The sequence below is a fragment of the Jiella marina genome (assembly GCF_024359545.1).
GTDB lineage: Bacteria > Pseudomonadota > Alphaproteobacteria > Rhizobiales > Rhizobiaceae > Jiella.
Genome location: NZ_JAKQZG010000004.1, coordinates 56,898 through 80,591, shown reverse-complemented (window position 1 = coordinate 80,591; position 23,694 = coordinate 56,898). Strand labels below are relative to the sequence as shown.

The following is a 23,694-nucleotide window of genomic DNA, read 5'->3' as shown; positions in this document are numbered from 1 at the left end:
ATGAATTAACCATGGAGGGACGAAATGATCTCTGTCCACGTCGTCAGCGCGGCCAATCGACACCTTTACGAAGACGAACTCGACCAGCACCATCGCTTGCGGTGCGACATCTATATTGGCGAGCATGGCTGGCGCGCCCTGGTCGACCGGAACGGGCGTGAGGCCGATCAGTTCGACTATCCGGAGGCCGTCTATCTTCTTGCCGTCGACCCAAAGGCGGGAGTCGTGGGCGGTACGCGCTTGCTGCCAAGCTGGAAGCCGACCCTCCTGTCGGCGGTGTTTCCCGAGGCCGCTGCAGTGCGCGGCATGCCGCAGGGGCCGGACGTGTGGGAATGGACGCGCTTCTTCGTCGCCAAATCCCACCGGGAAGAGCATCGGCTGAGCCGTACCGGGGGCGCGGTTCTCTGCAGCATGTTCGAATATCTGCTCGAAGAAGGCGTGCGCGAGATGCGGGCCCTCGGCGAAGCCTGGTGGATCCCGCGCATCCAGGGGCTCGGATGGCGGCCGCGTCCCCTGGGTCTGCCGATTGCGCATGAAGGCATGACCCTGGCCGGTTTCGCCTTCGACATCACGCAGCGCGCGCTCGAGGAAATGCGTGGTGTTTATGGCATCGAGCACAGCTGTCTTGTGCGACGCGGCCTCGCCGAACCGTTGTCGATCCGTGAGGACATCCATGCCGCATAGCAGCACGATGATCACCGAACAGGTCACCACGACCGAGCTCAAACAATTGCTGACGGCGCTTGGCGATCGCATGTCCCTGGAACAGCGCCGGCATATGCTCGGCTTTCTGCACCTGTCCCAGGACCGCCCTCTGACCATCCATCTCGACGTCAAACGGGATGGTCGCGTCTCGCTGTTCCTGACGACTGAGGACATGCCGGGGAGTGCGCGGGCGGACCATTGACGCGCGAGACCGGGAGCCAGCCGGATGTCTCGCGAGATGTCCGGCAGCACCTATAGCCTGTCGCTGCAAGCCGGCAGCGAATCGCGCCACGCGGCGACAGAGCCGGATGCAGGCATTCGATCACGGTTGGGGCACCTGTCAGATCGAATGTCTGCATCCTCGACGTCGTGGCGGCCGACGGGACCGGCCCCGTCCGCCGCGCGAAGACATCTCGGTCGGCTGATCAGCCATTGGCCTTGAAGTGGAACTCGGCCCCTTCCTTGATGCCCGAAGGCCAGCGGCTGGTGACGGTCTTGGTGCGCGTATAGAAGCGGAAACCGTCGGCGCCGTGCTGGTTCAGATCGCCGAAGCCGGAGGCCTTCCAGCCACCGAAAGTGTAGTAGGACAGCGGCACGGGGATCGGCACGTTCACGCCCACCATGCCGATATTGATGCGGCTGGCGAAATCGCGCGCGGCGTCGCCGTCGCGAGTGTAGATCGCAACGCCATTGCCATATTCGTGGCTCATCGGCAGATCGAGCGCTTCCTCGTAATCCTTGGCCCGCGCCACCGAGAGGACAGGACCGAAGATCTCGGTCTTGTAGATGTCCATGTCCTTCTTCACATGGTCGAACAGGCAGGCGCCGACGAAGAAGCCGTCCTCATAGCCCTGCATCTTGAAGTCCCGACCATCGACGACGAGCTTGGCGCCCTCCTCGATGCCGCGATCGACGAGGCCGAGCACGCGCTTTTGCGCCTCGCGGGTGACGAGCGGACCGAAATCGACGTCGTCCCCGGCGGTGTAAGGCCCGATCTTCAGGGCCTCGACCTTGGGGATCAGTTTTTCGACCAACCTGTCCGCGGTCTCCTGGCCCACGGGAACGGCCACCGAGACCGCCATGCAGCGCTCGCCGGCCGCGCCGTAACCCGCGCCAATCAGGGCGTTGGCCGCCTGATCCATATCGGCGTCCGGCATGATGACCATGTGGTTCTTGGCACCGCCAAAGCACTGCACGCGCTTGCCGTTCGAGCAGCCGCGGCCGTAGATGTACTGGGCGATCGGGGTCGAGCCGACGAAGCCGATGGCCTGAATGTCGGGATCGTCCAGGATCGCGTCGACCACAGCCTTGTCGCCGTTCACGACGTTGAGGACGCCGGCGGGCAGGCCCGCTTCCATCATCAGTTCGGCCAGCATCATCGGCACGGAGGGGTCGCGCTCCGAGGGCTTGAGAATGAAGGCGTTGCCCGCCGCGATCGCGGGGCAGAACTTCCACATCGGGATCATGGCCGGGAAGTTGAACGGCGTGATGCCGGCGACGACGCCGAGGGGCTGGCGAATCGAATAGATGTCGATGCCGGGCCCGGCCCCTTCGGAGAACTCGCCCTTCATCATCTGCGGAGCGGCGATGCAGAACTCGGCAACCTCGAGGCCCCGCTGCACGTCGCCCTTGGCGTCCGGAAAGGTCTTGCCATGCTCCTTCGACAGGGCTTCGGCGAGCTTGTCCATGTCGCGATTGAGAAGGTCGACGAACTTCATCATCACGCGGGCGCGGCGCTGCGGATTGGTCGCGGCCCATTTCGGCTGGGCCGCCTTGGCGTTCTCGACCGCTGCGCGGAGCTCGTCCGGCGTCGCAAGCGCCACCGTTCCCTGCACCTCGCCCGTGGCCGGATTGAAGATCTCGGACGTCCGTCCACTCTTGCCGGCAACGCGCTCGCCGCCGATGAAATGGCCGATCTCATACATGATGGAGCCTCCCTGGATTTGACCTCAAACTGTCTGCCTGTCTTTTCGCGCACATTGAACCCGCTTCCAATCCCTTGAAACGCGCATCCGCTGTGCAAGAAATAGAGTCCGTGAGGCAGAAGCCGGGGTTTGTCCGTTGAACTGGGATGACGTGCGCATTTTTCTATCCGTTGCCCGGGCCGGCCAGATCCTCGCGGCCGCGCGGCGGCTGGAACTCAATCACGCGACCGTCGGGCGCCGGCTGACTGCGCTGGAGGAGCGGATCGGGGCGCGCCTCGTCGACCGCCGTCCGAACGGCTGCGAGCTGACGGCGGAGGGGCAGATCTTCCGCCGGCATGCCGAGGCCATGGAAGAAGCCATGAATGCGGGCCGATCGGAAGTCGGTGGTGCCGACATTTCCCTGTCCGGCACAGTGCGGATCGGAGCGCCCGACGGCTTCGGCACGGCCTTTCTCGCGCCCCGCCTGTGGCGGTTGGCGGAGCAACACGAGCAGTTGACGGTGCAACTCGTACCGGTCCCCCGCGCCTTTTCGCTGTCCCGGCGCGAGGCCGACATCGCGATCACCGTCGAGCGGCCATCGGCCGGCCGGCTGGTGGCAGCGAAACTCTGCGATTATCGCCTGGGTTTCTACGCGAGCCCCGCCTATCTCGCCCAGCGGCCTGCGCCGCAAAGCCTGGCGGAACTGGAAAGTCACGATCTGGTCGGGGCAGTGGAGGACCTGCTCGCCTCTCCGCGTCTCGCCTATTATTCCGACATCCTCCCGCAATGGCCCTCGCACTTCGAAGTCTCGAGTGCCATCGGCCAGACGGAGGCCGTCGCGGCCGGAGCCGGTATCGGCATCCTTCATGGCTTCGTTGCGAAAGGAAGGGAGGATCTCGTCCCGATTCTGACCGACGAGACGATCTGGCGAACCTACTGGCTGGTCTATCACGAGAGCGCACGGGACGTGCGCCGCGTTGCGGCCGTCACGGATTTCATCCACTCGGCCGTGGAGGCCGAGCGGGCGCTTTTCGTCTGATCCAGGCCGCGAAAGGAATCAGTCGTCGAAGGCGGGAAGCGATTCGATCTCGTCCTTCGACATTGTGGTTCTGAGCCGGCCCATATCCAGCGACACGTCGTCGATCATGATGATCACCGTCTTCTCGCCGATGCCGAGAAATCCGCCGACATCGACCGTGATCGCCTGGGCATTGCCGTCCTGATTGCCGAGAATGTTCTCGATATCGCCGATCTCCTCGCCGTCCGGGCCTATCACATCCATATCTTCCACCTGACCGGCCATGAGGTTGAGCTGCGGCACGGGCGCGTCGTCATCTTCGATCGGCACCAGCACGTCGCTCGACGTTTGGGATTGCGCCGCCGGGTCGGACGGTGTGTCCTGCGCGAAGGCAGGCGCGGCGAGGACCAGGGCCATGGCGGCGAAAGATGCGGCGAACTTCAAGGAACGTCTCCCTGTTGGGATGAAGGACAAGGCGATGCAGGGCGAAGCGTCTGCGGCTTGCCATCCGCGCGCCGAACAAGGCATGGTCAGCCTGCAACCCGAGGGAACGCCTAAAGTTCCCGAATCCCATGGCGTCGTTGATCTCAGGGACCGGCCAGGGCGAAATCTGATTTCAGCCTGCCTGCCGCCCCTTCCCTGGGGCCGATCAAGCTGCGAAGACGTCGAGACAAAAGAAGACCCAAACGTCGATAAAGGTGCCCGACATGTATGAGAAGATCCTCGTCCCCGTCGACCTCAGCCACGCCAAGACCCTCGACAAGGCGCTCAAGACAGCCGCCGACCTCGCCAAGCTCTACGGTTCGACCCTGTGCTATCTCGGGGTCACGAGCAGCAGCCCCGGCCCCGTGGCCCACACGCCGGAGGAATTCGAAGAGAAGCTGAGGAACTTCGCTGCCGCCCGCGCCGCGGAAGACGGCATCCAGGCTGACATCGAGATGAAGGTCACGCCGGATCCCACAGCCGATCTCAACCACACACTCCTCGCGGCGATCGAGAAAAGCCACGCCGATCTGGTGGTCATGGCCTCGCATCGGCCCGGATTCCCCGAACATTTCTTCGCGTCTCACGCCGGCAGCGTTGCTGCCCACGCCAAGACCTCGGTCATGGTCGTGCGATAGGCGCGGGATCGACAGCTGAAAGCAGTGTCAGGATCGCTCTGTTCAAGGGCGTCGCCACACCATGCCTTTCGCCGGCGCGAACCACGGCGCCGGTGAGATGCTCATGCTCCAGCGACCGGCCTGCCAGGCGGTCGTAGAGCATTGATGAACCGCTCTGCGGATTGATCCGGTCGTAGGAGCTCAGCACTCGCTCGACATCGCTGTCATCGAGCCTGGCTCCCTGGGCAGCGGCAACGGCGACGGCCTCCTTCATCAGAGCGCGGGTCAGATCCGCCACATCGGGGTCCTTGAAGACGTCCATACGGCGGAGGGTCAGCGCGGTGATCGGATTGGCGACCACATTGGACAGAAGCTTCCGCCAGGCAGCGGTGAGAAAGTCCGGCTCGGTCTCGACCTTCAACTTCGTCCCAGAGAAGATTTCCGCAATCCGGCGGCCATCCACATCGTCGGGCACGACCAGGCGGCTGTTGGAATGGTGCACGATCCGGCCCGGTGCCACGCGCTCGGCCGCGACATAGACGATGGACGGGACGATCCGCCCCTCGCCGCACATCTTGCCGACCCGCTCGACATGGTCGACGCCGTTCTGTGCCACGAGAACCAGCGTTTCAGGCCCGACCAGCCTGCGGAGCCACGATTCCGCGCTCTCGGAATCCTGTGCCTTGGTCGCGAGGACGACGAGATCGGCGGGGAGGAAGTCTTCGGCGATGGCGTCGGGCCTGGAGACGATGGTCGTCGCCACGGTCTGACGCTTGCCGTCATCCTCCAGCGTCAGCTGATCGAACGGCGTTCGCACACACAAGAGGGACTCGTGAGCGGCTTCTGTCAGCATCGCCGCGAAATAGCCGCCGATGGCGCCCGCCCCGATCACCGCAGTCTTCATGATGATCACCTCCCGACGCGAAGCCTACGGCGACGCGGTGGATTTTTGTAAGTTTCAGTTAATTTCTTCGCGACAAACAATCTAGGCTCCCCGCGGCCGATAGCGAGATCGGCGGCTCGCCGGGGTCACCCCGGGTCTCGGTTGGAAACGGCGGCCTGCGCAAAGGTCGCCATGTCGCGATGACAGCGGGCGGCGGCCCGCACAATGCCTGCGGCGAGCGCGGCCCCGGTGCCTTCGCCAAGCCGCATGCCGAGAGCGAGAAGCGGCACCTTGCCCATGGCTTCGAGGGCGTGCAGATGGCCCTGCTCCGCCGAGACATGGCCGAACAGGCAATGGTCGAGCGCGCGCTTGTCGAGAGCATGAAGGATTGCAGCCGCCGCAGTGGCGACGAATCCGTCGACGATCACTGGGACACGCTGATGACGCGCGCCGAGGATCGCACCCGCCATGGCGGCGACCTCGCGCCCGCCGAGCCGGCGCAGCACTTCGAGCGGATCGTCCAGATGATCCTTGTGAGTCGCCAGGGCCTGATCGATGACCGCCGCCTTGCGGGAAAGCCCTTCGGCATCGAGGCCGGTGCCGGCCCCCGCCCAGTCGGCGCCTTCGCCGCCGAACAGCGCAGCGAAGATCGCGGCGGCGATCGTGGTGTTGCCGATGCCCATTTCCCCGATGCAGAGGAGGTCCGGGCTGTCCATCAGCACTTCCATGCCGAAGGCCATGGTGCCGGCGCAGGTGCGCTCGTCCATCGCCTGCTCCTCGGTGATGTCGCCCGTCGGCAGCTCCAGCGCCAGATCGTAGACCTTGAGACCGAGATCGTAGGTCGCACAGATCTGGTTGATCGCGGCGCCGCCGGCCGCGAAGTTCTCGACCATCTGAGCCGTCACCTCCGGCGGAAACGGCGACACGCCCTTGGCGGTCACACCATGGTTGCCGGCAAAGACGGCCACGAGAGGCCGATCCACATGGGGCACGCCGCCCTGCCAGGCGGCCAGCCATTGGGAGAGCTCCTCCAGCCGACCCAGCGATCCGGCCGGCTTGGTCAGCTGAGCCTCGCGTTCGCGTGCGACGCCCACCGCCGCATCATCCGGCCCGGGCATGCGGGCGATCAGGTCGCGAATATCGTCGAAGGGAAGGCCGGTGGTGGACATGAAACGCTCCTTGGTGTTCTGCCTGTGCCGCCCCTTGGACGGTCATGCGGACCGCGGACCATCGCGGGCGCAAACTGGCGGGACGACATCTTGCAGAAAGTCACGGCACTGTTCGGCGCGACCATGCGGGCCGCGGCCTTTCTCACCCGGCTTAACATCTCCGGCCGGGCGTTCGAGGCCCATGACCCGCAGAATTCCCAGGAAAATCGTCAACCCTACCGTTTGGGAGACGATGCGGCCGGATTCCCTTTGGTCGGGCTGATCGTCGCAGCGCCGGCCGCGCTCCTTCTGTTCGGCCTGCCCGCCTTTGGATTCTCGCCGCTCGTCGCGGCGGTTCTTGCCGTCGTCGCCATGATCGCGATGACGGGCGGGCTCCATGAGGATGGGCTGGCTGATGTGGCGGACGGTCTGGGCGGCCATCACCCCCGCGATCGGGCACTGGAGATCATGCATGACAGCCGCGTCGGCAGCTACGGGGCGATCGCGCTCATTCTGTCGATCGGCCTGCGCGCGGCGCTTCTTGCGGAACTTGCGGCCAGCGAGCCGACGCTCGCCGCCTGCGCCGTCCTCGCCGCTGCCGCCGCCAGCCGTGGAGGAATGGCGCTGTTCTGGGCGCTGACACCCTCCGCGCTGGAGACCGGTCTCGCTGCCCGTGTCGGCGAGCCGTCGCGACAGGCAGGCTGGCTAGCGGCAGGGCTTGGTGCGGCAATCGCTCTCGTCTTTGGCCTGCCCACTGCAGGGCTCCTGCCGGTCACTTCGGCGATCCTTCTAGCGGCGGGGGTCTTCCTCTGGCTGCGCTGCTTCGTCATGCGACGGATCGGAGGCCAGACCGGCGACTGCCTCGGCGCCTTCCAGCAACTCGCCGAAATCGCGATTCTGATCGGGCTGGCGATCGGGTGAGGATCGGCGCCCTCCCCCGCAGCATGCATCCGCCAATGCGCCTGTCGTCGCGGCCGGCACATTCGAACCGAGATGAACCGGACTACGCCCGCTCAGACCCCGGTGGACGTCGTCTCGCTCCTCGTCTAATTCACGTCTCATGTCCTTCCTGTTTCGCGCCGTCGGCATGCTGGTTCTCGCTCTGGGTCTCGTCTTCGCGGTCGGGGACATCGCCCGTTCGCTCGCCGACGAGGCAACCGAGATGATCAGCGTCACCGAAGCGCTGAACGCCATGGGAATCGTGATCGCGACCGACGAAAGCGAATTCCTCGCGGTCGTCGGCGCCTGGTCGATGGCCATCACTTGCGGGGTGATCGGCCTCGTCCTGATCCTGCTCGGCCATCGCACCCGCAGACGCCAATCCGTAGTGCGCCGCATTCCGTGAAGCCCCCGGGCCTTGATGCGGGCGTCCGACGGTCCGACATTGCATCTATCCGCAAATTCCGTCGCAAGGATCGGCGTCGGGTCAGCCGCCGTCGGCCAATGCGTTGAGACCGTCTCGATTAAAGGGGCCTTCCATGTATATCCTCGACATGTTCGCCAAGAAGATGAAGCTGCCCGGCCCCGGCGAGGCGCTGCCGGGCCGGTCCGAGCCGATCCCCACGGCTGAGGAGCATTTCGTCAAGCACCAGCCGCTGAAGCCCCCCTTCCCCGAAGGCCACGAGACGGCGGTGTTCGGGATGGGCTGTTTCTGGGGCGTGGAGCGCAAGTTTTGGCAGACCGATGGTGTCTATACTACGGCTGTCGGCTACACAGGCGGCTCCACCCCGAACCCCACCTATCAGGAAGTCTGTACCGGCCAGACGGGGCACAACGAGGTGGTTCTGGTCGTCTATGATCCGGCGGTCGTCTCCTATGAAGACCTGCTGAAGGTTTTCTGGGAAGGCCATGATCCGACCCAGGGCATGCGCCAGGGCAACGACATGGGGACCCAGTACCGCTCGGGCATCTACACGACGACCGAGGCCCAGGCCGAAGCGGCCAAGGCGACCAAGGCGCGCTATCATCAGGCCCTGACGGCCGCGGGCCACAAGGGCACGATCACCACCGAGATCCTGCCGGCCCCCGAATTCTTCTATGCCGAGGACTATCACCAGCAATATCTCGCCAAGAATCCGGGCGGCTATTGCGGTGTCGGCGGCACCGGTGTGACCTGCCCCGTGGGGCTTGAAGGCGTCGCAGCCAGTTGACGCGAGGCGGGAGGGTTTCCTCCCGCTTCCTCAACGACCCGACATCCATCTGATTCCGCTTCATTTGCGTGGAAAGCCGTGCCAATCTGTCCCCTTGTGAACGGAGAGCCAAGCCTGGCTCGCAGACACGCCAAGACGACATCCACAGTCGCCAACAGGGATCCTGACTTTGATGAAACACTTCCTGGCCGGACTTCTCGCCGCCACCGTTCTGACCGCGTCCGCCGCTTCGGCCGCCGATTTCGAACCTGCCATCCTCTATGATCTCGGCGGCAAGTTCGACAAATCCTTCAACGAAGCCGCCTATAACGGCGCCGAGCGGTTCAAGGCGGACACCGGCGTCGAATATCGCGAATTCGAGATCGTCAACGACGCCCAGCGCGAACAGGCCCTGCGCCGCTTCGCCCGCGACGGAGCGAGCCCGATCATCTCCGTCGGCTTCAGCCAGGCGGCTGCGCTGGAGGCGGTGGCCAAGGAATTCCCCGACACCCAGTTCGCGATCATCGACTCCGTCGTCGATCTGCCGAACGTGCGCTCGATCCTCTTCAAGGAGGAGGAAGGCTCCTATCTCGTCGGCATCCTCGCGGCCATGAAGTCCGAGAGCGGCAAGGTCGGTTTCATCGGCGGCATGGACATTCCGCTGATCTCGAAATTTGCCTGCGGCTACACGGGCGGCGTGAAGTCGGTCGCGGAAGGCAATACCGTGCTTGAAAACATGACCGGAACGACGGGCGCCGCCTGGAACGATCCGGTGCGCGGCGGCGAACTCGCCAAGTCGCAGATGGACCAGGGCGCGGACGTGATCTTCCACGCAGCCGGCGGAACCGGTCTCGGCGTCCTGCAAGCGGCTGCCGACGAGGGCAATTTCGGCATCGGCGTCGATTCAAACCAGAACGGCCTGTTTCCCGGCCACGTCCTGACCTCGATGGTCAAGCGCGTCGACAATGCCGTCTACGACACGTTCAAAGCCGGTCAGGACGGCGAATGGTCATCCGGCGTGGTGACCCTCGGCCTCGCCGAGGACGGCGTCGGTTACGCCATGGACGAGAACAATGAGGATCTCGTCACCGAAGAGATGAAGGCCGCCGCCGAACAGGCCAAGCAGGATATCATCGACGGCAAGATCGAGGTGCACGACTACACCACCGATTCGAACTGCCCGTACTGACGATTCGAACTGCCCGTTACTGATCGATCGCAATTTCATCAGCACGACGAGAAGAGGAGGCGCTGCCGGTCGGGCGGCGCCTCTTTTTCGTGGCGCGGCTTCATTTTGGCAGCCTTATCAATCCTGCCCTTCTCCCATCCGCCAAGCATGGTTCTATTCTCTTTTGCTTATACAAAAGACCCGTGCAGTTATTGCTTGCGGGAATTATTCGGAAAGTCATTGCTGACTCAGAGCAATTCCAAGAACGTGGCATGTCGTTGGATGCACGGCAGAATGAATGCGATTGCGACTAAAGTCGTATAAAGGTTGCCTTCTCGGTTCACTTGCCTCTAGTTTAATGGAACAGGGTCCGGAGCTGGGAGGAGACAGCTTCGTGCCGTGACCAAGGGAGGTACCATGACCAATCACTCGATCGACCGCCGCCGTTTTCTGACCCGTACGGCGCTTGTCGGCGGCGCAGCGGCCACCACGCTGGCCGCGCCCCACATCGCCCGTGCCCAGGGGCAGACGACGACCTGGCGCGTCCAGACGTCCTGGCCCGGCGGTATCGGCCTGCAGACCTTCAAGGACTGGTGCGCCACGATCAAGGAGAAGACCGGCGGCGAACTGGAGTTCACGGCCTTCGGCGCAAACGACGTCGTCGGCGACTTCCAGCTCTATGACGCGGTGAAGAACGGCGTTCTCGAGGCAGTGAACCCCTTCACCATCTATGCTCAGGGCATCATCCCGGCGGCGGTGTTCCTCACCTCCTATCCGCTGGGCCTGCGCAACCCGCACGAATTCGACACCTTCTACTACGGCCTCGGCGGCCTGGAGATCGCCCGCGAACTCTATGCCGAACAGGGCATGTATTTCGTCGGTCCGATCCAGCACGACGCCAACATCATCCACTCCAAGGTGCCGATCCGCTCGATCGACGATTTCCGCGGCCGCAAGATGCGCCTGCCCGGCGGCATGGTCGCCGAGGTCTTCCAGGCTCTCGGCGCGAAGACGACCGTGCTCCCCGGCTCCGAGATCTTCCCCGCGCTTGAAAAGGGCACGATCGACGTCGCCGACTATACTGGTCCCGCGGTCAACTACGCCCTCGGCTTCAGCCAGGTCACCGACTACATCTCCATGGGCCCTCCGGGCTTCATGTCGCTCTACCAGCCGGTCGATCTGATGGATCTGACCGTCGGCATGGACGCCTGGAATGCGCTTTCCGACGAGATGAAGCAGTTCGTCGAAATGGAGACGCATGTCTATTCCGACATGCACCATGCCGCGATCCAGAAGGCGAACCAGGAAGCCTGGAAGCAGTTCGAGGCCGACGGCACCGAGGTCACGCGCCTCACCCAGGACGACGTCGCCCTGATGACCGAAGTGGCGGTGCCGATCTGGTACAACTGGGCCAACAAGGATCCGAATGCCGCGCGGGTCTTCCAGATCCAGCTCGACTACATGACGTCCGGTTCCCTCGGATACGTCGATCCGTTCCTGCTCGAGGGCCTGGAACTGACCAACCTCTAGATTCGACTTTGCGGACAAGGGCACCGCAAGATGCGCGCCGGGCTCAACCCGGCGCGCATTCACTTGGCCCGCATGCACGCGTTTGGCGCTTGAAGTACCTTCCCGCTCAGCCAGGACAAATCCCATGCCAAGCTTGACGTTCGTACTGCCGCATTGGCTGTACTGGACGACGCTTGTCGTCTTTCCGATCGTCGCCATGATCATGGCCCGGCGTTCGAAACGAGACGGCGAGCGCCTCTATTCCCTTCCGCTTGCCTATTTCATCCTGATCACAGGCGGGATTCTGGGCCTGCATCGCTTCTACCTGAAGAGCGTCAAATGGGGACTGCTGTTCCTGCCGCTCTTCGCCGCGATCCTCTATGCCAACGCGCATCAGCGTGACGCGAGAGAAACCTATTCCAACGCGGCCAATATCGTTCGCGTCGCCACGGGCACGATCCAGCGCGAGGAGCCGCGCATTGCCCAGGCGGACGAATCGCTGGCTGAACTTCGCGCCGAGGTCGAGGCCGCCGAGGAAGGCTCGTTCTCCCAACGCGCGGCCGAACGTCGACTGCAGCGGGAGGAGCGGCGCCTCGAAACCTCGCGCACCCGGCTCGAACAGGCCCGCACCGACCTTGCCGAACAGCAGGCGATCGCCGACTCCGCCGGTGAAGACCGCCGCTTCTGGGAGATCGTCGCGTTCGTCTGTTTTGCCGCGATCCTCGCCCTGATTGTTCTGGACGCGATCCTGATGCCCTTCCTCGTCAGGAAGGCCAATCGCAACATCGATCCGGCCGAGGACGCAAAAGACAATGCGCCAGAAGTCAGCGAGCACGACAGGGACCGTGCCAATGTCTCGCGGGGCTGGACGGGCTGGATCGACAATTTGAGCTTCTACACCGGCGAGTTCGTCTCCTACTGGGCCGTCATCGCCGTCTTCGTCTATTATTACGAAGTCGTCGCCCGCTATGTCTTCAACTCCCCGACCAACTGGGCCCATGAAGGCATGTATCTCATGTTCGGGATGCAGTACCTGATCATGGGTGCCTATGCGATGCTGTGCGAGAGCCATGTCCGGGTCGACATCTTCTACGCACCCCTTTCGCCACGCCGCAAGGCGATCGCCGACATCCTGACCTCGGTGTTCTTCTTCATCTTCGCCGGTGTGCTGCTGGTCACCGGCTGGATCTTCGCGGCCGACGCGACGCGCGTGAACGAGGTGTCCTTCACCGAATGGCAACTCGCCTACTGGCCGTTCAAATGGGCGATCGTCGTCGGCGCCATCCTTCTCATTCTTCAAGGCATCGCCAAGCTCGGCCAGGATTTCCGCACCCTGGCGACCGGCGAGCCGCGCGTGCCCGGAAAGGCCTGATCCATGGGTCTCGAAATCGAAATCGGTTGGCTCACGCTGATCATGTTCGGCAGTCTGCTGGCCCTGCTCATGGCCGGCCTGCCGCTCGCCTTCGTCACCGGCGGTCTTGCCTGCGTCTTCCTGTTCATCCTGGGCGACTGGCAGACGCTGAACATCGTGCCGTCGCGCATTTTCCCGCTGATGACCAACTATCAGCTCTCGGCGATCCCGCTGTTCATCTTCATGGCGGCGATGCTGGAGCGGGCCGGCATCATCAACGACATGTTCGACGTCATCTACAAGGTGCTCGGCGGCGTGAAGGGTGGGCTCGCAGCGGCGACGATCATCGCCTCGACGGTGCTCGCCGCCATGGTCGGCGTCATCGGCGCGGCGGTGGTCACCATGGGCATCATCGCCCTGCCGGCAATGCTGAAGCGCCACTACAATCCCGAGATCGCCATGGGCTCGATCATGGCGGGCGGCACGCTCGGCATTCTGATCCCGCCATCGATCCTGGCGATCATCTACGCCGTCGTCGCCGAACAGTCGGTGGGCGAACTGTTCATCGGCGCGGTCTTCCCCGGCCTGCTCCTGTCCGGCCTCTACGTCTTCTACGTGATCGCACGGTCCTACATCAATCCGGAGCTCGGCCCGCCCGCGCCGCCGGAGGAACGCATCTCCTTTGGCGAGAAGGTGCGGGTGATGTCGAAGATGTCGGCCCCCATCGCCCTGATCGTCGTCGTTCTCGGCGTGATCTTCTCCGGCGTCGCGACGCCGGTGGAAGCCGCCGGCATCGGCACCTTCGGCGCCTTCATCGTCGCGGCGATCCACCGCAAGCTCGACTGGCCGACCGTCCAGGGTGCCTGCCTGACGACCCTCAAGGCCACGGCCATGGTCATCTGGATCATGTTCGGCGCGACGATCTTCGTCGGTCTTTACGTGCTCGAGGGCGGCCAGCAGTTCGTCGCCGGCGCGATGCAGGGCATGGGCCTCGGCCCCTGGGGCATCCTGATCCTGATGCAGATCATCCTGGTCTTCCTCGGCATGTTCCTCGACTGGGTGGGTATCCTGCTCCTGTGCGTTCCGATCTTCGTGCCCATCATCAAGGGTCTCGGCGCGGCGGCCTTCGGGCTCGAGAGCGGCGACGATCTGGTGCTCTGGTTCGGCGTGCTCTACCTCGTCAACATGCAGATGAGCTTCCTGTCGCCGCCCTTCGGCTACGCCCTGTTCTATCTGCGCGGCGTCGCCCCACCGGAAATCCCGATGACCCGTATCTTCAAGGCGGCGATTCCCTTTCTTCTGATCCAGCTGACCGGCCTTGTCCTCTGCATGGTCTTTCCGGAGATCATCACCTGGCTGCCGGACGTGGTCTACGGATAACGGGAGCGGGATCGCACGGCCGTGAAGCGCTCTGTCTTGGGGCTACGCTTCATCTGCTGAGATACAAGAACGGCCCTGTCGCGGATTAGGCGGCAGGGCATTTCTATTTGGGACGAAGGCCACGAGCACTTCAGCTCGGCTCACAGTCGTCATCCACGGATGTTTGAGAATGGCAGAGCTTGTGACATTCGCGCGAGGACAGCGTTTGCGCGGAATTTAGCTGGGGGCCAGCCCGGCTTCGAGGCGATCAGCGGTCGGCGACACCGTTGTCGAGCAAGTCCTCCACGAACCAGGCGGCGAACTGCGCCCGGCCGGTAACGCCGGCCTTGCTATAGATCCGGGTGAGTTGCGCACGGACCGTGCTGGGCACGGCACCGCGGATCTCGGCGATCTCGGCCGGGTCGAGACCTTTCAGCGCCAGCAGCCCCACATCGCGTTCCGCGGGGGTCAGCTTCCAGGCTGCAAACTGATCGGCGATCACCCGCGAGAGGTCACCCCGAGCCGTTTCGATGGTTCGCTCCTGGGCACGGATACGCTCCAGCGTCTGGCGCAACTGCCATCCTGTCAGGAGAACGCCCGCGACGAGCGCGAGCGTGACGAGAGTTTCGACGATGGAATGAGACCCCAGCGGTTCGGTCAGAAGATCCGCCGCGGCGTCCGCCATGAAGAAGACCACCGCGACGCTCTGAAGCACCATGACCCCCGCAAGGGCCAGTTGCCCGTGCCTGTCTCGCGCTCGGGAACCCTCGGGCACGCTCACCCTATCTCCTTCCGCCTGCCACCATCCCGCGCACCAGGTTCCTGCCGAGCGCCCGGCTCTCGAGCGCGACGCCTGCAACATGAAGAAGAGCAAGAAACAGCATCAGATTGGCGGCCACTTCGTGCACCTCCTCGGCGACGTCGCCGCCACCTTCACGGCCTTCGCCGGTCTCCTCTTCGTCGACGAGCACGGACCAGTCGCCCGCTGCGACCGCGGCGTTTTCTTCCGCGATGGTGACCGGGCTCTTGCCGTCCGTCATGATTAGCCCCGTTGCCACGACTACGGCAAGGCATGCCCAAAGAGTATAGGCCATGAGCGCACCTGCCGGGTTGTGCGAAGGATACTCGCGGGGTCGGCCGCGGACGAGGTCGAACAGGTGGCTCATCGCCGCCCGGGGATCGGGCAGGAAGGCGGTGAAACGCGCCTCGCGCGGCCCGATCACGCCCCAGACGAGGCGCAGCGCCAGCGTGCCGAGCGCAATCCATCCAATCCAGACGTGGACGGTGCCGCCGGGCTCGATCAACAAGCCGTTGACGATGACTGCTGCGGCGATGGTCCAGTGGGTCACACGCACCACGGGATCCCAGGGTCGGGGACGAACGGGCGCCATGTCGGCGCCCGTGATCTGATCGGTGGACATGGCTCAGTCCTCGGCCTTCACCTTGGTGACGGCCCCGGACTTCGGGTCGATATAGACTTCCCAGAGCTTCGAATCCGAGCCGACGCACTTGGCCTCGATCTGGCCGTTCTCCGCTTCGAATTCGCGCACCTTGCAGCCCGCCTTTTCGAGCGCGGCAGTGGCGTCGGCCGGATTGGTGCCGACCACGTCGCCGACAGCGGGCATCGCCAGCGCCACGGCGGGTGTCAGGGTGAGGGCGAGAGCCGGAAGGAGGATTTTCATCATGTCGTGTCCTTTCTCGATGAGTGTGCGATCACGGCGACCGCAGGATCGAGATGACAGGCCGCGACGGCGGATACGATTGTCGTTCGGCTTATTCAGCGCCTCATAAGCGGATGCTTACGCGGTCGAAAGGGGTTCCGATCATGGCGGCGCGCGACCGCAGGATGCCTCTTGAGGGATCAGTGCGTGACCACCAGCGGCAACACTCTCCATCTGGCTTGCGACGATAAAGCGGGCATCCTCCGTAGCCGGGAACAGGATCGCGGCTATATCGAAGATCAAGCCCTCCGGCTCTCCAACCCCTTGCCGCAGACGGAAACGCGCACGACGCATGCTGGAATCCCTCTACGTCCTGATTCTCGTCGGGACGATCCTGATCGTCGTCGCCGCCTTTTCGAGCCTTCTGGCTTTTCGCTTCGGCGCGCCGCTGCTTCTGCTCTTCCTGTCGATCGGCCTGCTCGCCGGCGTCGACGGCATCGGCATCGATTTCGACAATGCCGGGCTCGCCTATTTCGTCGGAACGATCGCGCTCGCAATCATCCTGTTCGATTCCGGCTTCGGCACGCGGCTCAGCACGTTCAGACAGGCGGCCGTTCCGGCCATCACGCTTGCAACGGTCGGCGTCCTCTTGACCGCCGTCCTCTTTGGTCTCGCAGCCGTCTGGCTCCTCGGCCTCTCCTTGGTCGAAGGCCTACTCCTCGGCGCGATCGTCGGTTCGACGGATGCGGCGGCCGTCTTCTTTCTCCTGCGCGTCGGCGGCATCACCATTCGCGACCGCGTCCGGTCCCTGCTCGAAATCGAATCGGGGACCAACGACCCGATGGCGATCTTCCTGACGGTCGCGCTGGTGGAAGTGGCCGGCAGCGGTGCGGGTTTCGAGACCGTCGGTTTCGGCGTGGCGCTGGATCTTGTCCTGCAGATGGTGATCGGCCTTGTCGGTGGGCTCTGCGGTGGCCTGATGATCGCCGCCGCGATCAAGCGCCTCAATATCGATCAGGGGCTCTTGCCCATCATCACGCTCAGCCTCGCTCTCTGCGTCTTTGCCGCTGTCGGCGCCGTCGGCGGTTCGGGCTTTCTCGCCGTCTATGTGGCGGGTCTCTACGCGGGCAATTCCAAACTCGCCCGCGCGGCCTCGATCCGGCGCTTTCAGGACGGGCTGACCTGGCTCGCCCAGATCGTCATGTTCCTGATCCTCGGTCTTCTCGCGACGCCATCGCAATTTGCCGACATCATCTGGCCGTCACTCCTCCTAGCCGCCTTCCTGATCTTCGTCGCGCGGCCGGCGGCTATCTGGCTCTGCCTCCTACCCTTCGACTTTCAACGCCGCGAAATGGCTTTCGTCTCCTGGGTCGGACTGCGCGGCGCGGTCTCCATCCTGCTTGCCATCGTTCCCTTGATCGGTGGGCTCGAGGACTCCCGGCTCTTCTTCAATGCCGCCTTCATCATCGTGCTGACCTCGCTGCTCGTGCAGGGCTGGACGATCGCTAGCGTGGCCCGGCGGTTGGGGCTCGTGGTACCGCCGCGTACCGGCGCGATCGAGAAATACGAGCTGGAACTGCCGGGCACGCCCGATCACGAACTCCTCTCCTATCGCGTCGTGGAAGGTAGCCCTGTGGCACGCGGCGAGAGGGTTCCGCGCTGGGCACGGCCATCGCTCGTCATCCGCGACGGCCACTCCATGCGCTATCAATATGCCGGGCGGCTTCGGGCGGGAGACTATGTCTTTCTGTTCATCTCCCCGCGCTATCCGCCGCTGCTCGACAGGCTCTTCGCGCGGCCGACGGTGCTCGACCCGGACGACGCGGAATTCTTCGGCGAATTTTCCGTGGATCCCAGCGCGAAGGCGGCTGATCTTGCAAGCGCCTATGGCTTTCGGCTTCAGCCCGGCGAAGACAGGATGTCGATCTCCGAGATGATGATCACGCGGCTTGGCGGCGAAGCCGATTATGGCGACCGCGTTCCGGCGGCCCCGATCGAGTTGATCGTGCGCCAGACCGGGCTCGACGGGGCCGTCGTCGCGGCAGGCCTCTCGCTGGAGCCAGAAAGCGGACGAGGCGCCGCGATTCCCATGTTCTTCAACCGCCGCGATCTCAGGAGTCTTTTCGCCCGCCTTTTTCGGCGCGCGGGCAAGGAATCCTCATCATCGCGCTAAGAACGGTTGACTGGACGCATGGCCATGACACCGCTACGAGATCGCTGATGACAAGAGGGAGGGGCGCGCCGTCGCCGACGAAGCGTGTGCCGTTCGTCTCCGGAAGTTTCCGTCTCCCGGTCGTGTTGAAGGAGCCATGTCGTGACCGAGTTCAAGACCCTTGATGATGCCGACGTGACGGGCAAGCGCGTTCTGGTGCGCGTCGATCTCAACGTTCCGATGCGCGACGGGGTCGTCACGGATCGCACCCGGATCGAACGGATTCTGCCCACCATCCGCGAAATCGCCGAAAAGGGCGGCCGCGTGATCCTGCTCGCCCATTTTGGCCGTCCCAAGGGCAAGCCCAATCCGGAAATGTCGCTCGAACCCGTCGCTGGAGTCCTGAGCGAGATGCTCGGCCAGCCGGTGGGCTTTGCCGATGATTGCGTCGGGCCGGTTGCCGCCGGGATCGTGGAAGGTTTGAAGGACGGCAATGTCGTGCTTCTGGAGAATACCCGCTTCCACGCCGGCGAGGAGAAGAACGAGGAGGACTTCGTCACGGCCCTCGCCTCGCTCGGCGATGTCTTCGTCAATGACGCCTTCTCGGCCGCGCACCGCGCCCACGCCTCGACCGAGGGCCTGGCGCGCCACCTTCCCTCCTATGCCGGCCGGACCATGCAGGCCGAGCTCGAAGCGCTCGAAAAAGGGCTCGGCGCTCCGAAGCGGCCGGTCGTCGCGATCGTCGGCGGCGCGAAGGTCTCGACCAAGATCGACCTTCTGCAGAATCTCGTCTCGCGGGTCGACGCGCTCGTCATTGGCGGCGGCATGGCCAACACCTTTCTGGCTGCCCAGGGCGTCGCGGTGGGCAAGTCTCTCTGCGAGCATGATCTCGCCGAGACGGCACGCTCCATCCTCAAGGCCGCCGGAAAGACCGGCTGCGAGATCGTCCTGCCGACCGATGCGGTGATCGCGCGAGAATTCAAGGCCGGGGCGGCCAGTGAGACGGTGGACGTCAATTCCGTGCCCGAGGATGCGATGATCCTCGATGCCGGCCCGAAAAGCGTCGAAACCGTCATCGCCTGGCTCGACAAGGCGGAGACGCTGGTGTGGAACGGCCCGCTCGGCGCCTTCGAGATCGAACCCTTCGATGCAGCGACCATGGCCGCCGCTCGCCATGCGGCGATGCGCACCAAGGCCGGCAAGCTGATTTCCGTTGCCGGGGGTGGGGACACCGTGGCAGCATTGAACCAGGCCGGCGTCGCTGGCGACTTCACTTATGTTTCGACGGCAGGCGGCGCCTTTCTCGAATGGATGGAAGGCAAGGCCCTGCCCGGTGTCGAGGTGCTCAAGGCATGATCGCTCCCGAAACGCGGTTTTCCGGCCACCCGCCTGCCGGCTGGGGCGAGATCGACCCGGGAGGCCTTGCGGCCTCCTTCAAGACCGGCCTGATCTCCTGGCTGCTGTTCCCGGTCTATGTCTGGCAGGGCATCGCCACACGACGGCGTGTCGAACGCATGCGCCCTCCTGCAGGCGAGCCCTGGGGCTCCTTTGGCGCGCCGACGATCCGCGAGGCCGCCGTCAAGCTCCTGATCATCGGCGATTCTTCGGCGGCCGGTGTCGGCGTCGAGTCGATCGAGGACTCCCTCGGACCGCGGCTCGCGGAGCGCATCTATGCCATGACCGGCCTGTCGGTCTTCTGGCGGGCGGCCGGAGCCAATTCCGCCGTCTCGGCGGAGGTCCGCGACTTCGTCGTGCCGAACCTGGCCCGCGACGCTTTCACGCACATCGTTCTGATGATCGGCTCGAACGACGCCAAGAACTTCCACAGCGCCCGGCGCTTCAAGAAGGGCTTCGGCGGGTTGCTCTATGCCCTCAAGGCCAAATGGCCGGAAGCGCGTATCGTGTGGTCGCCGCCGGTGGATCTGAAGCGCGTACCGGCGCTGCCGCGCGGCCTCGGGCATGTTCTGGAACTCAGGGCCCGGATCGTACGCAAGATGGGGGCGCGCCTGTGCGCCGAACGCGGCGCCATCGTTGCGACCACCCTGCCCCGCGTCGAACCGGCCGGCTTTTCCCGCGACGGCTTCCACGCTTCGGTGGAGGGCTATGCGTATTATGCCAATCACCTGGTGAACTACGTTCTCGGTGACCGCCGACACGGGTCGAGCCACCCGTAAGGCGCAATTGGACGTCTCGGGAAGGGCGCAAACTGCGCCCTTTTCCCGCGCAAGCACTGTATGAGCCTCAAACGCAAATGGGACCGGCCTTGCGACCAGTCCCATCTCTCATCAAACCCGCATTCACGACCACCCGAGAGGGCGGTTGGGAGCTGGTTGGGCTTCGGCTCAGCGTCCGCCGCGGCGGCGCTTGTGGCCGAGGCCCATCTGCTTGGCGAGACGCGAACGCGCAGCGGCGTAGTTCGGCGCCACCATCGGGTACTCCGGCGAAAGATCCCACTTCTCACGATACTCTTCCGGCGTGAGATTGTAGTGGGTCATCAGGTGACGCTTCAGCGACTTGAACTTCTTCCCGTCCTCCAGACAGATGATGTAATCATCGGTCACCGACTTCTTGACGGGAACAGCCGGCTTCGGCTTTTCGGCCTGCGGCGCCGCCGGAGCCGTCGTCGTGCGGCCAAGCGCGCCGTAGACGTCGGAAATCAGGGCCGGAAGCTCTGACACGGGCAAAGAATTATTGCTCACGTAAGCCGCGACCACTTCTGCGGTCAATTCCATGAGCATTTCGTTGTTATCGATAGCTTCGATCTGGTCCAATTTTTCACCCGTTCATTCGAAAGTTGGCCACAAGAGCCCGCATTCCACTGGAAAACGTCGCATATCATGGTGGCGAGCCCGAGGACCTTACGATGGAGTAATATCTCCAATATCCTCGTTGGCTCTGTATTTATATTGATTTACTTGCTGTCAAGCCATTGAGCGCAGAATGCAAGAAAAAATATCAAAAAACGGTGGAAACAAGCATGTCGTTGCTGGCCGAACTTTCGATCAGAACCGGCTTTGCGCAGAACCGACTTGGCCGGAGAAATAGTCGGTAAATGTCTGACCATAATGTTTAAACAAGCGCCGCATGGCATGCTGGCGCGACCGATTACCGCGAGACTTTGCGAAATTTTTATGACCCCCGATATGGTGGAATCGGTCAAAGGCACGCAGCGACAACCATTTCAGCGAGAGATCACAAAACAAATCCAGCGCGAAGCATCGTGTTGATTGTAATTCTTTATCGCTGCAACTGCTTCAGCATCATCGCCTTGCCGGGTGTTTTCTCACCCCGGGCCGCATGTTTTGCTTCTCATCTGCAATGCGGAGCCCGTCCGCGTCGCCCGCGCTAGCAGGCTGCGGGCCTTGTCCCTTGAAATGACCCGCGCCCATGACGGAGCGGCGAGGTCAATCGGGGGCCATTCGGTGTTCGATGACTTGGGTGACAGAGCCTCGAGCGGCCTCTGCCTTGGCTTGGCGTCGATCCCGGGCGATCTTGCGACGTGCGCGCATCGGCCGCGTTGGCGGTGCTCATGAAGGAGTTGGATCCCCCCGGTAAAGACGCCGGCATCGGTCGAAGAAGACGCGGCCCGCTTCAGGCCAGACAGCGGCTCGGGAGACCTCAGGAAAAACAAAGACCCGGAAGGCGATCGCCTTCCGGGTCCCAAGCTTTGTGCTATTGATGCTGGCAGATCGTCCGGCCTAGCGGGCGATCTTCACCGTCGGCAGGAAGGTCACAGCCGAACCGGCGAAGCGATCGGTCGCGGCATCAGACTCGGCAACGGTGAAGCCCTTGGCGATCAGAACCTGCGGCAGGTTGCCGACCAGGCGTCCGGCGGACGGCTCGACCGAGCGGATCTTTTCGACGCGCTTGTCCTGCTCCTGCACCAGCGAGGCAAGCTGGATGCGCGAGGCAATGACTTCCTGCGGATCGATCGTCTTCGGGGCGGGTTTGGCGGCCCGGCCGACCGCGTCCTGCAGGACACGACCACCCTTGCCGCTGAAGCCGGCGCCCTGTTTGTCGGACGCGAGGGCCGCAGCACGGACCAGCGTCTCGGACGAGCGCTTCGGCTCGGCCTTGCGACCGAAGGAGGCCGCCATCATGCCCGCGGGAACGGCGCGTTCCTGGCCAACCTTCTTCGCATCGCGCGGCTCGGGGCGATCCTGCGGCAGGACGGCCGCAACATTCCGCTCCTGGCGCGAGGCAAGCGCGCTGAGGGCTGCGACAGCCTGCTCAGCCTTCTCGGCCTTCGGCTCGCTCTTCTTGAGAATGCTGTCGAAGTTCGGCCGATCTGTCGGCGTCGGAACGGCATAAGCAAGCTGACCGGCGACGGCGCTCTGATCGTCATTCTTCTCGGCAGCAGCCACCAGCGCACCCACTTCGTCGCTTGCGACCTGCGGTTCACCGCGAGACGGTGCGAAGGTCGGCACGGGAATGCGGGCCGGATCGAGCGATGCGACCACCGTCTGCTCAGGCTCAGGCTTCTGCGAAACCGCAGACGGACCAGTGTCGAAACGATCCGGGACGGCCACGGCTACACCGGCCGGAAGATCCCGCGAAGGCCGCGGGGTCGGCACGACGGCCGCGACTTGGACCGGAGCCTCGCGGCGCGCCGGGGCGGCCCGGGCGGGTGCCGCGGTATCGGCATTGTCCTCGGCCTCGTCCTCACCGCCGCCAAACAGCATGGCGATCAGCGACTTGCCGCCGCCGGAAGACGACGAAGAAGCGTTCGCGACCTGGATCTCGGACCGGCTCCGCCGCGCCTTGTAGGAGGCCAGCGCCTGCTGGTAGCCCGGAAGCGGCTTGCCGTCGGAGGGAACGTGAACGGTCCCGCCTTTCGGGAAGACGGCGACCAATTCCTTGCGGCTCATCCGCGGCCAGTGGCGGGCGTTGCCCACGTCAAAGTGCACGAAAGGCGAACCCGAGCGCGGATAGTAGCCGACGCCGCCGACCTGCATCTTCAGGCCGATCTCGCGCATCTTCTTCAGCGGCACATCCGGGATATAGAAGTCGAGGGCGCGGCCGAGCGTATGCTGGCTCTTCTTGGCGACGCCCGAGGAGCGCGAGCGCAGCATCTTGTTGGTCGCCGGAGAGCGATAGCCGCAGATGACGTGAATGTAGTCGTTCGAGCCGGACTGGCGGTAGGCCTCCCAGATCAGATCCAGAAGCCGGGTGTCCATCTCGACCGACTTGCCCTTGCGCCAGTCGCGCATGAACCAGTTGATCTTCTTCAACTCGCTCGCGTCATAGCGCCCGTTCCGCTTGTAGTCGAACGAGGCTTTTTCGCGCGTGTGGAGATTGTAGAATTTGAGCGTTCGCGTCGCGGCATCTGCCGTTGTGGCAACGGCACCGAGCAGCACGACAGTCACGGCCATGGTCACGAAGCGCAGAGCCAAGCGCCCAGCGCCGCCAGTTCGTCCGAACATGCGGCTTCCCCCTTCGAATATGATCCACGCCCGCGTTGTCCCCCGGGGCGCCGTTCCGATGAACGTCTTACTTCCCGACAATCAGCTTGACCAGAACTGCGGCATGAAGATGACAGCGACGTACATTTCGAACGCAATCTGGCGAAAATTCGTTAATGATGCATTAAGGCTATTGCTTCATAAA

General features: G+C 63.9%; 24 protein-coding genes. 15 read left to right on the top strand and 9 right to left on the bottom strand.

Annotation, left to right across the window (positions count from 1 at the left end):
- Window positions 1–24 precede the first annotated feature (24 nt).
- Together MF134_RS08760 and MF134_RS08755 are read left to right on the top strand one after the other, a co-directional pair.
- Complete coding sequence (locus MF134_RS08760) at window positions 25–684, top strand: acyl-homoserine-lactone synthase (RefSeq protein ID WP_255339064.1); 660 nt, start codon at window positions 25–27, stop codon at window positions 682–684.
- Window positions 674–907: a hypothetical protein gene (locus tag MF134_RS08755; protein WP_255339063.1), complete on the top strand. Its 234-nt coding sequence runs from the start codon at window positions 674–676 to the stop codon at window positions 905–907. The genes MF134_RS08760 and MF134_RS08755 overlap by 11 nt, the downstream gene beginning before the upstream one ends.
- A 223-nt stretch (window positions 908–1,130) precedes the next feature.
- Here MF134_RS08755 and MF134_RS08750 read toward each other — a convergent pair whose 3' ends face one another.
- Window positions 1,131–2,630 (bottom strand): CoA-acylating methylmalonate-semialdehyde dehydrogenase, encoded by a 1,500-nt coding sequence (locus MF134_RS08750; protein WP_255339062.1) that lies wholly within the window; start codon window positions 2,628–2,630, stop codon window positions 1,131–1,133.
- 136 nt (window positions 2,631–2,766) lie between these two features.
- On the opposite strand from MF134_RS08750, the gene MF134_RS08745 reads away from it, so the two are divergent.
- Window positions 2,767–3,648, top strand: a complete 882-nt coding sequence (locus MF134_RS08745; RefSeq protein ID WP_255339061.1) for a LysR family transcriptional regulator — start codon at window positions 2,767–2,769, stop codon at window positions 3,646–3,648.
- An 18-nt stretch (window positions 3,649–3,666) separates the two neighbouring features.
- Here the strand turns inward: MF134_RS08745 and MF134_RS08740 are convergent, their stop codons facing one another.
- Complete coding sequence (locus MF134_RS08740) at window positions 3,667–4,071, bottom strand: PRC-barrel domain-containing protein (protein ID WP_255339060.1); 405 nt, start codon at window positions 4,069–4,071, stop codon at window positions 3,667–3,669.
- Between MF134_RS08740 and MF134_RS08735 the strand changes: the two genes are divergently transcribed.
- Window positions 4,043–4,342 carry a hypothetical protein gene (locus MF134_RS08735; RefSeq protein WP_255339059.1) on the top strand — a complete coding sequence of 100 codons (300 nt, stop codon included), beginning with the start codon at window positions 4,043–4,045 and terminating at the stop codon, window positions 4,340–4,342. The two genes, MF134_RS08740 and MF134_RS08735, sit on opposite strands and share 29 nt — an antisense overlap.
- A complete protein-coding gene (locus tag MF134_RS08730) occupies window positions 4,335–4,748 on the top strand; it encodes a universal stress protein (RefSeq protein ID WP_255339058.1) in 414 nt (137 codons plus the stop codon). Before MF134_RS08735 ends, MF134_RS08730 begins: the two co-directional genes overlap by 8 nt.
- Here MF134_RS08730 and MF134_RS08725 read toward each other — a convergent pair.
- Both MF134_RS08725 and cobT read right to left on the bottom strand, forming a co-directional pair.
- Window positions 4,732–5,631: a 2-dehydropantoate 2-reductase gene (locus MF134_RS08725; protein WP_255339057.1), complete on the bottom strand. Its 900-nt coding sequence runs from the start codon at window positions 5,629–5,631 to the stop codon at window positions 4,732–4,734. The genes MF134_RS08730 and MF134_RS08725 overlap by 17 nt on opposite strands.
- Before the next feature lie 125 nt (window positions 5,632–5,756).
- Window positions 5,757–6,779 (bottom strand): nicotinate-nucleotide--dimethylbenzimidazole phosphoribosyltransferase, encoded by a 1,023-nt coding sequence (cobT, locus tag MF134_RS08720; protein WP_255339056.1) that lies wholly within the window; start codon window positions 6,777–6,779, stop codon window positions 5,757–5,759.
- Between the two features lie 90 nt (window positions 6,780–6,869).
- On the opposite strand from cobT, the gene MF134_RS08715 reads away from it, so the two are divergent.
- The 7 genes from MF134_RS08715 (at window position 6,870) to MF134_RS08685 (ending at window position 14,295) form a co-directional block, all read left to right on the top strand.
- A complete protein-coding gene (locus MF134_RS08715) occupies window positions 6,870–7,679 on the top strand; it encodes an adenosylcobinamide-GDP ribazoletransferase (RefSeq protein WP_255339055.1) in 810 nt (269 codons plus the stop codon).
- Between the two features lie 139 nt (window positions 7,680–7,818).
- Window positions 7,819–8,103, top strand: a complete 285-nt coding sequence (locus MF134_RS08710) for a hypothetical protein (protein ID WP_255339054.1) — start codon at window positions 7,819–7,821, stop codon at window positions 8,101–8,103.
- 133 nt (window positions 8,104–8,236) lie between these two features.
- On the top strand, window positions 8,237–8,908 hold the full coding sequence (gene msrA, locus MF134_RS08705) for a peptide-methionine (S)-S-oxide reductase MsrA (protein WP_255339053.1): 672 nt from the start codon (window positions 8,237–8,239) through the stop codon (window positions 8,906–8,908).
- Window positions 8,909–9,080: 172 nt separating this feature from the next.
- Window positions 9,081–10,076 (top strand): BMP family lipoprotein, encoded by a 996-nt coding sequence (locus MF134_RS08700; protein ID WP_255339052.1) that lies wholly within the window; start codon window positions 9,081–9,083, stop codon window positions 10,074–10,076.
- A 396-nt stretch (window positions 10,077–10,472) separates the two neighbouring features.
- Window positions 10,473–11,585 carry a TRAP transporter substrate-binding protein DctP gene (gene dctP / locus MF134_RS08695; protein WP_255339051.1) on the top strand — a complete coding sequence of 371 codons (1,113 nt, stop codon included), beginning with the start codon at window positions 10,473–10,475 and terminating at the stop codon, window positions 11,583–11,585.
- Between the two features lie 124 nt (window positions 11,586–11,709).
- Complete coding sequence (locus MF134_RS08690) at window positions 11,710–12,936, top strand: TRAP transporter small permease subunit (RefSeq protein WP_255339050.1); 1,227 nt, start codon at window positions 11,710–11,712, stop codon at window positions 12,934–12,936.
- Window positions 12,937–12,939: 3 nt separating this feature from the next.
- Window positions 12,940–14,295 carry a TRAP transporter large permease gene (locus tag MF134_RS08685; protein WP_255339049.1) on the top strand — a complete coding sequence of 452 codons (1,356 nt, stop codon included), beginning with the start codon at window positions 12,940–12,942 and terminating at the stop codon, window positions 14,293–14,295.
- A gap of 247 nt (window positions 14,296–14,542) precedes the next feature.
- Here MF134_RS08685 and MF134_RS08680 read toward each other — a convergent pair whose 3' ends face one another.
- Genes MF134_RS08680 through MF134_RS08670 form a run of 3 tightly spaced genes read right to left on the bottom strand, consistent with a single transcriptional unit; the run spans window position 14,543 to window position 15,959 of the window.
- On the bottom strand, window positions 14,543–15,049 hold the full coding sequence (locus MF134_RS08680; RefSeq protein WP_255339048.1) for a helix-turn-helix transcriptional regulator: 507 nt from the start codon (window positions 15,047–15,049) through the stop codon (window positions 14,543–14,545).
- A gap of 7 nt (window positions 15,050–15,056) precedes the next feature.
- Window positions 15,057–15,695: a cytochrome b/b6 domain-containing protein gene (locus MF134_RS08675; RefSeq protein WP_255339047.1), complete on the bottom strand. Its 639-nt coding sequence runs from the start codon at window positions 15,693–15,695 to the stop codon at window positions 15,057–15,059.
- A 3-nt stretch (window positions 15,696–15,698) separates the two neighbouring features.
- Window positions 15,699–15,959 (bottom strand): PepSY domain-containing protein, encoded by a 261-nt coding sequence (locus tag MF134_RS08670; protein WP_255339046.1) that lies wholly within the window; start codon window positions 15,957–15,959, stop codon window positions 15,699–15,701.
- 328 nt (window positions 15,960–16,287) lie between these two features.
- Here MF134_RS08670 and MF134_RS08665 point away from each other — a divergent pair, with 328 nt between their 5' ends.
- From MF134_RS08665 to MF134_RS08655, 3 genes are all read left to right on the top strand, one after another.
- Entirely contained in the window at window positions 16,288–18,108 is a 1,821-nt protein-coding gene (locus MF134_RS08665; RefSeq protein WP_255339045.1) for a potassium/proton antiporter, read from the top strand.
- Between the two features lie 141 nt (window positions 18,109–18,249).
- Complete coding sequence (locus MF134_RS08660) at window positions 18,250–19,443, top strand: phosphoglycerate kinase (protein ID WP_255339044.1); 1,194 nt, start codon at window positions 18,250–18,252, stop codon at window positions 19,441–19,443.
- Window positions 19,440–20,261 carry an SGNH/GDSL hydrolase family protein gene (locus MF134_RS08655; protein ID WP_255339043.1) on the top strand — a complete coding sequence of 274 codons (822 nt, stop codon included), beginning with the start codon at window positions 19,440–19,442 and terminating at the stop codon, window positions 20,259–20,261. Before MF134_RS08660 ends, MF134_RS08655 begins: the two co-directional genes overlap by 4 nt.
- Window positions 20,262–20,429: 168 nt before the next feature.
- Here MF134_RS08655 and MF134_RS08650 read toward each other — a convergent pair whose 3' ends face one another.
- Together MF134_RS08650 and MF134_RS08645 are read right to left on the bottom strand one after the other, a co-directional pair.
- A complete protein-coding gene (locus MF134_RS08650; protein WP_255339042.1) occupies window positions 20,430–20,825 on the bottom strand; it encodes a MucR family transcriptional regulator in 396 nt (131 codons plus the stop codon).
- A gap of 960 nt (window positions 20,826–21,785) precedes the next feature.
- On the bottom strand, window positions 21,786–23,510 hold the full coding sequence (locus tag MF134_RS08645; RefSeq protein WP_255339041.1) for a DUF882 domain-containing protein: 1,725 nt from the start codon (window positions 23,508–23,510) through the stop codon (window positions 21,786–21,788).
- Window positions 23,511–23,694: the final 184 nt, after the last annotated feature.

What these genes read in the sequence shown, in the direction of transcription:
- MF134_RS08755 (WP_255339063.1), top strand. Translation starts at nt 674, where the DNA reads ATGCCGCATAGCAGCACGATGATCACCGAACAGGTCACCACGACCGAG.
- MF134_RS08760 (WP_255339064.1), top strand. Translation starts at nt 25, where the DNA reads ATGATCTCTGTCCACGTCGTCAGCGCGGCCAATCGACACCTTTACGAA.
- MF134_RS08645 (WP_255339041.1), bottom strand. Translation starts at nt 23,510, where the DNA reads ATGTTCGGACGAACTGGCGGCGCTGGGCGCTTGGCTCTGCGCTTCGTG.
- MF134_RS08650 (WP_255339042.1), bottom strand. Translation starts at nt 20,825, where the DNA reads ATGCTCATGGAATTGACCGCAGAAGTGGTCGCGGCTTACGTGAGCAAT.
- MF134_RS08690 (WP_255339050.1), top strand. Translation starts at nt 11,710, where the DNA reads ATGCCAAGCTTGACGTTCGTACTGCCGCATTGGCTGTACTGGACGACG.
- dctP (WP_255339051.1), top strand. Translation starts at nt 10,473, where the DNA reads ATGACCAATCACTCGATCGACCGCCGCCGTTTTCTGACCCGTACGGCG.
- MF134_RS08665 (WP_255339045.1), top strand. Translation starts at nt 16,288, where the DNA reads ATGCTGGAATCCCTCTACGTCCTGATTCTCGTCGGGACGATCCTGATC.
- MF134_RS08710 (WP_255339054.1), top strand. Translation starts at nt 7,819, where the DNA reads ATGTCCTTCCTGTTTCGCGCCGTCGGCATGCTGGTTCTCGCTCTGGGT.
- MF134_RS08675 (WP_255339047.1), bottom strand. Translation starts at nt 15,695, where the DNA reads ATGTCCACCGATCAGATCACGGGCGCCGACATGGCGCCCGTTCGTCCC.
- MF134_RS08730 (WP_255339058.1), top strand. Translation starts at nt 4,335, where the DNA reads ATGTATGAGAAGATCCTCGTCCCCGTCGACCTCAGCCACGCCAAGACC.
- msrA (WP_255339053.1), top strand. Translation starts at nt 8,237, where the DNA reads ATGTATATCCTCGACATGTTCGCCAAGAAGATGAAGCTGCCCGGCCCC.
- cobT (WP_255339056.1), bottom strand. Translation starts at nt 6,779, where the DNA reads ATGTCCACCACCGGCCTTCCCTTCGACGATATTCGCGACCTGATCGCC.
- MF134_RS08700 (WP_255339052.1), top strand. Translation starts at nt 9,081, where the DNA reads ATGAAACACTTCCTGGCCGGACTTCTCGCCGCCACCGTTCTGACCGCG.
- MF134_RS08670 (WP_255339046.1), bottom strand. Translation starts at nt 15,959, where the DNA reads ATGATGAAAATCCTCCTTCCGGCTCTCGCCCTCACCCTGACACCCGCC.
- MF134_RS08725 (WP_255339057.1), bottom strand. Translation starts at nt 5,631, where the DNA reads ATGAAGACTGCGGTGATCGGGGCGGGCGCCATCGGCGGCTATTTCGCG.
- MF134_RS08735 (WP_255339059.1), top strand. Translation starts at nt 4,043, where the DNA reads ATGGCGGCGAAAGATGCGGCGAACTTCAAGGAACGTCTCCCTGTTGGG.
- MF134_RS08655 (WP_255339043.1), top strand. Translation starts at nt 19,440, where the DNA reads ATGATCGCTCCCGAAACGCGGTTTTCCGGCCACCCGCCTGCCGGCTGG.
- MF134_RS08750 (WP_255339062.1), bottom strand. Translation starts at nt 2,630, where the DNA reads ATGTATGAGATCGGCCATTTCATCGGCGGCGAGCGCGTTGCCGGCAAG.
- MF134_RS08685 (WP_255339049.1), top strand. Translation starts at nt 12,940, where the DNA reads ATGGGTCTCGAAATCGAAATCGGTTGGCTCACGCTGATCATGTTCGGC.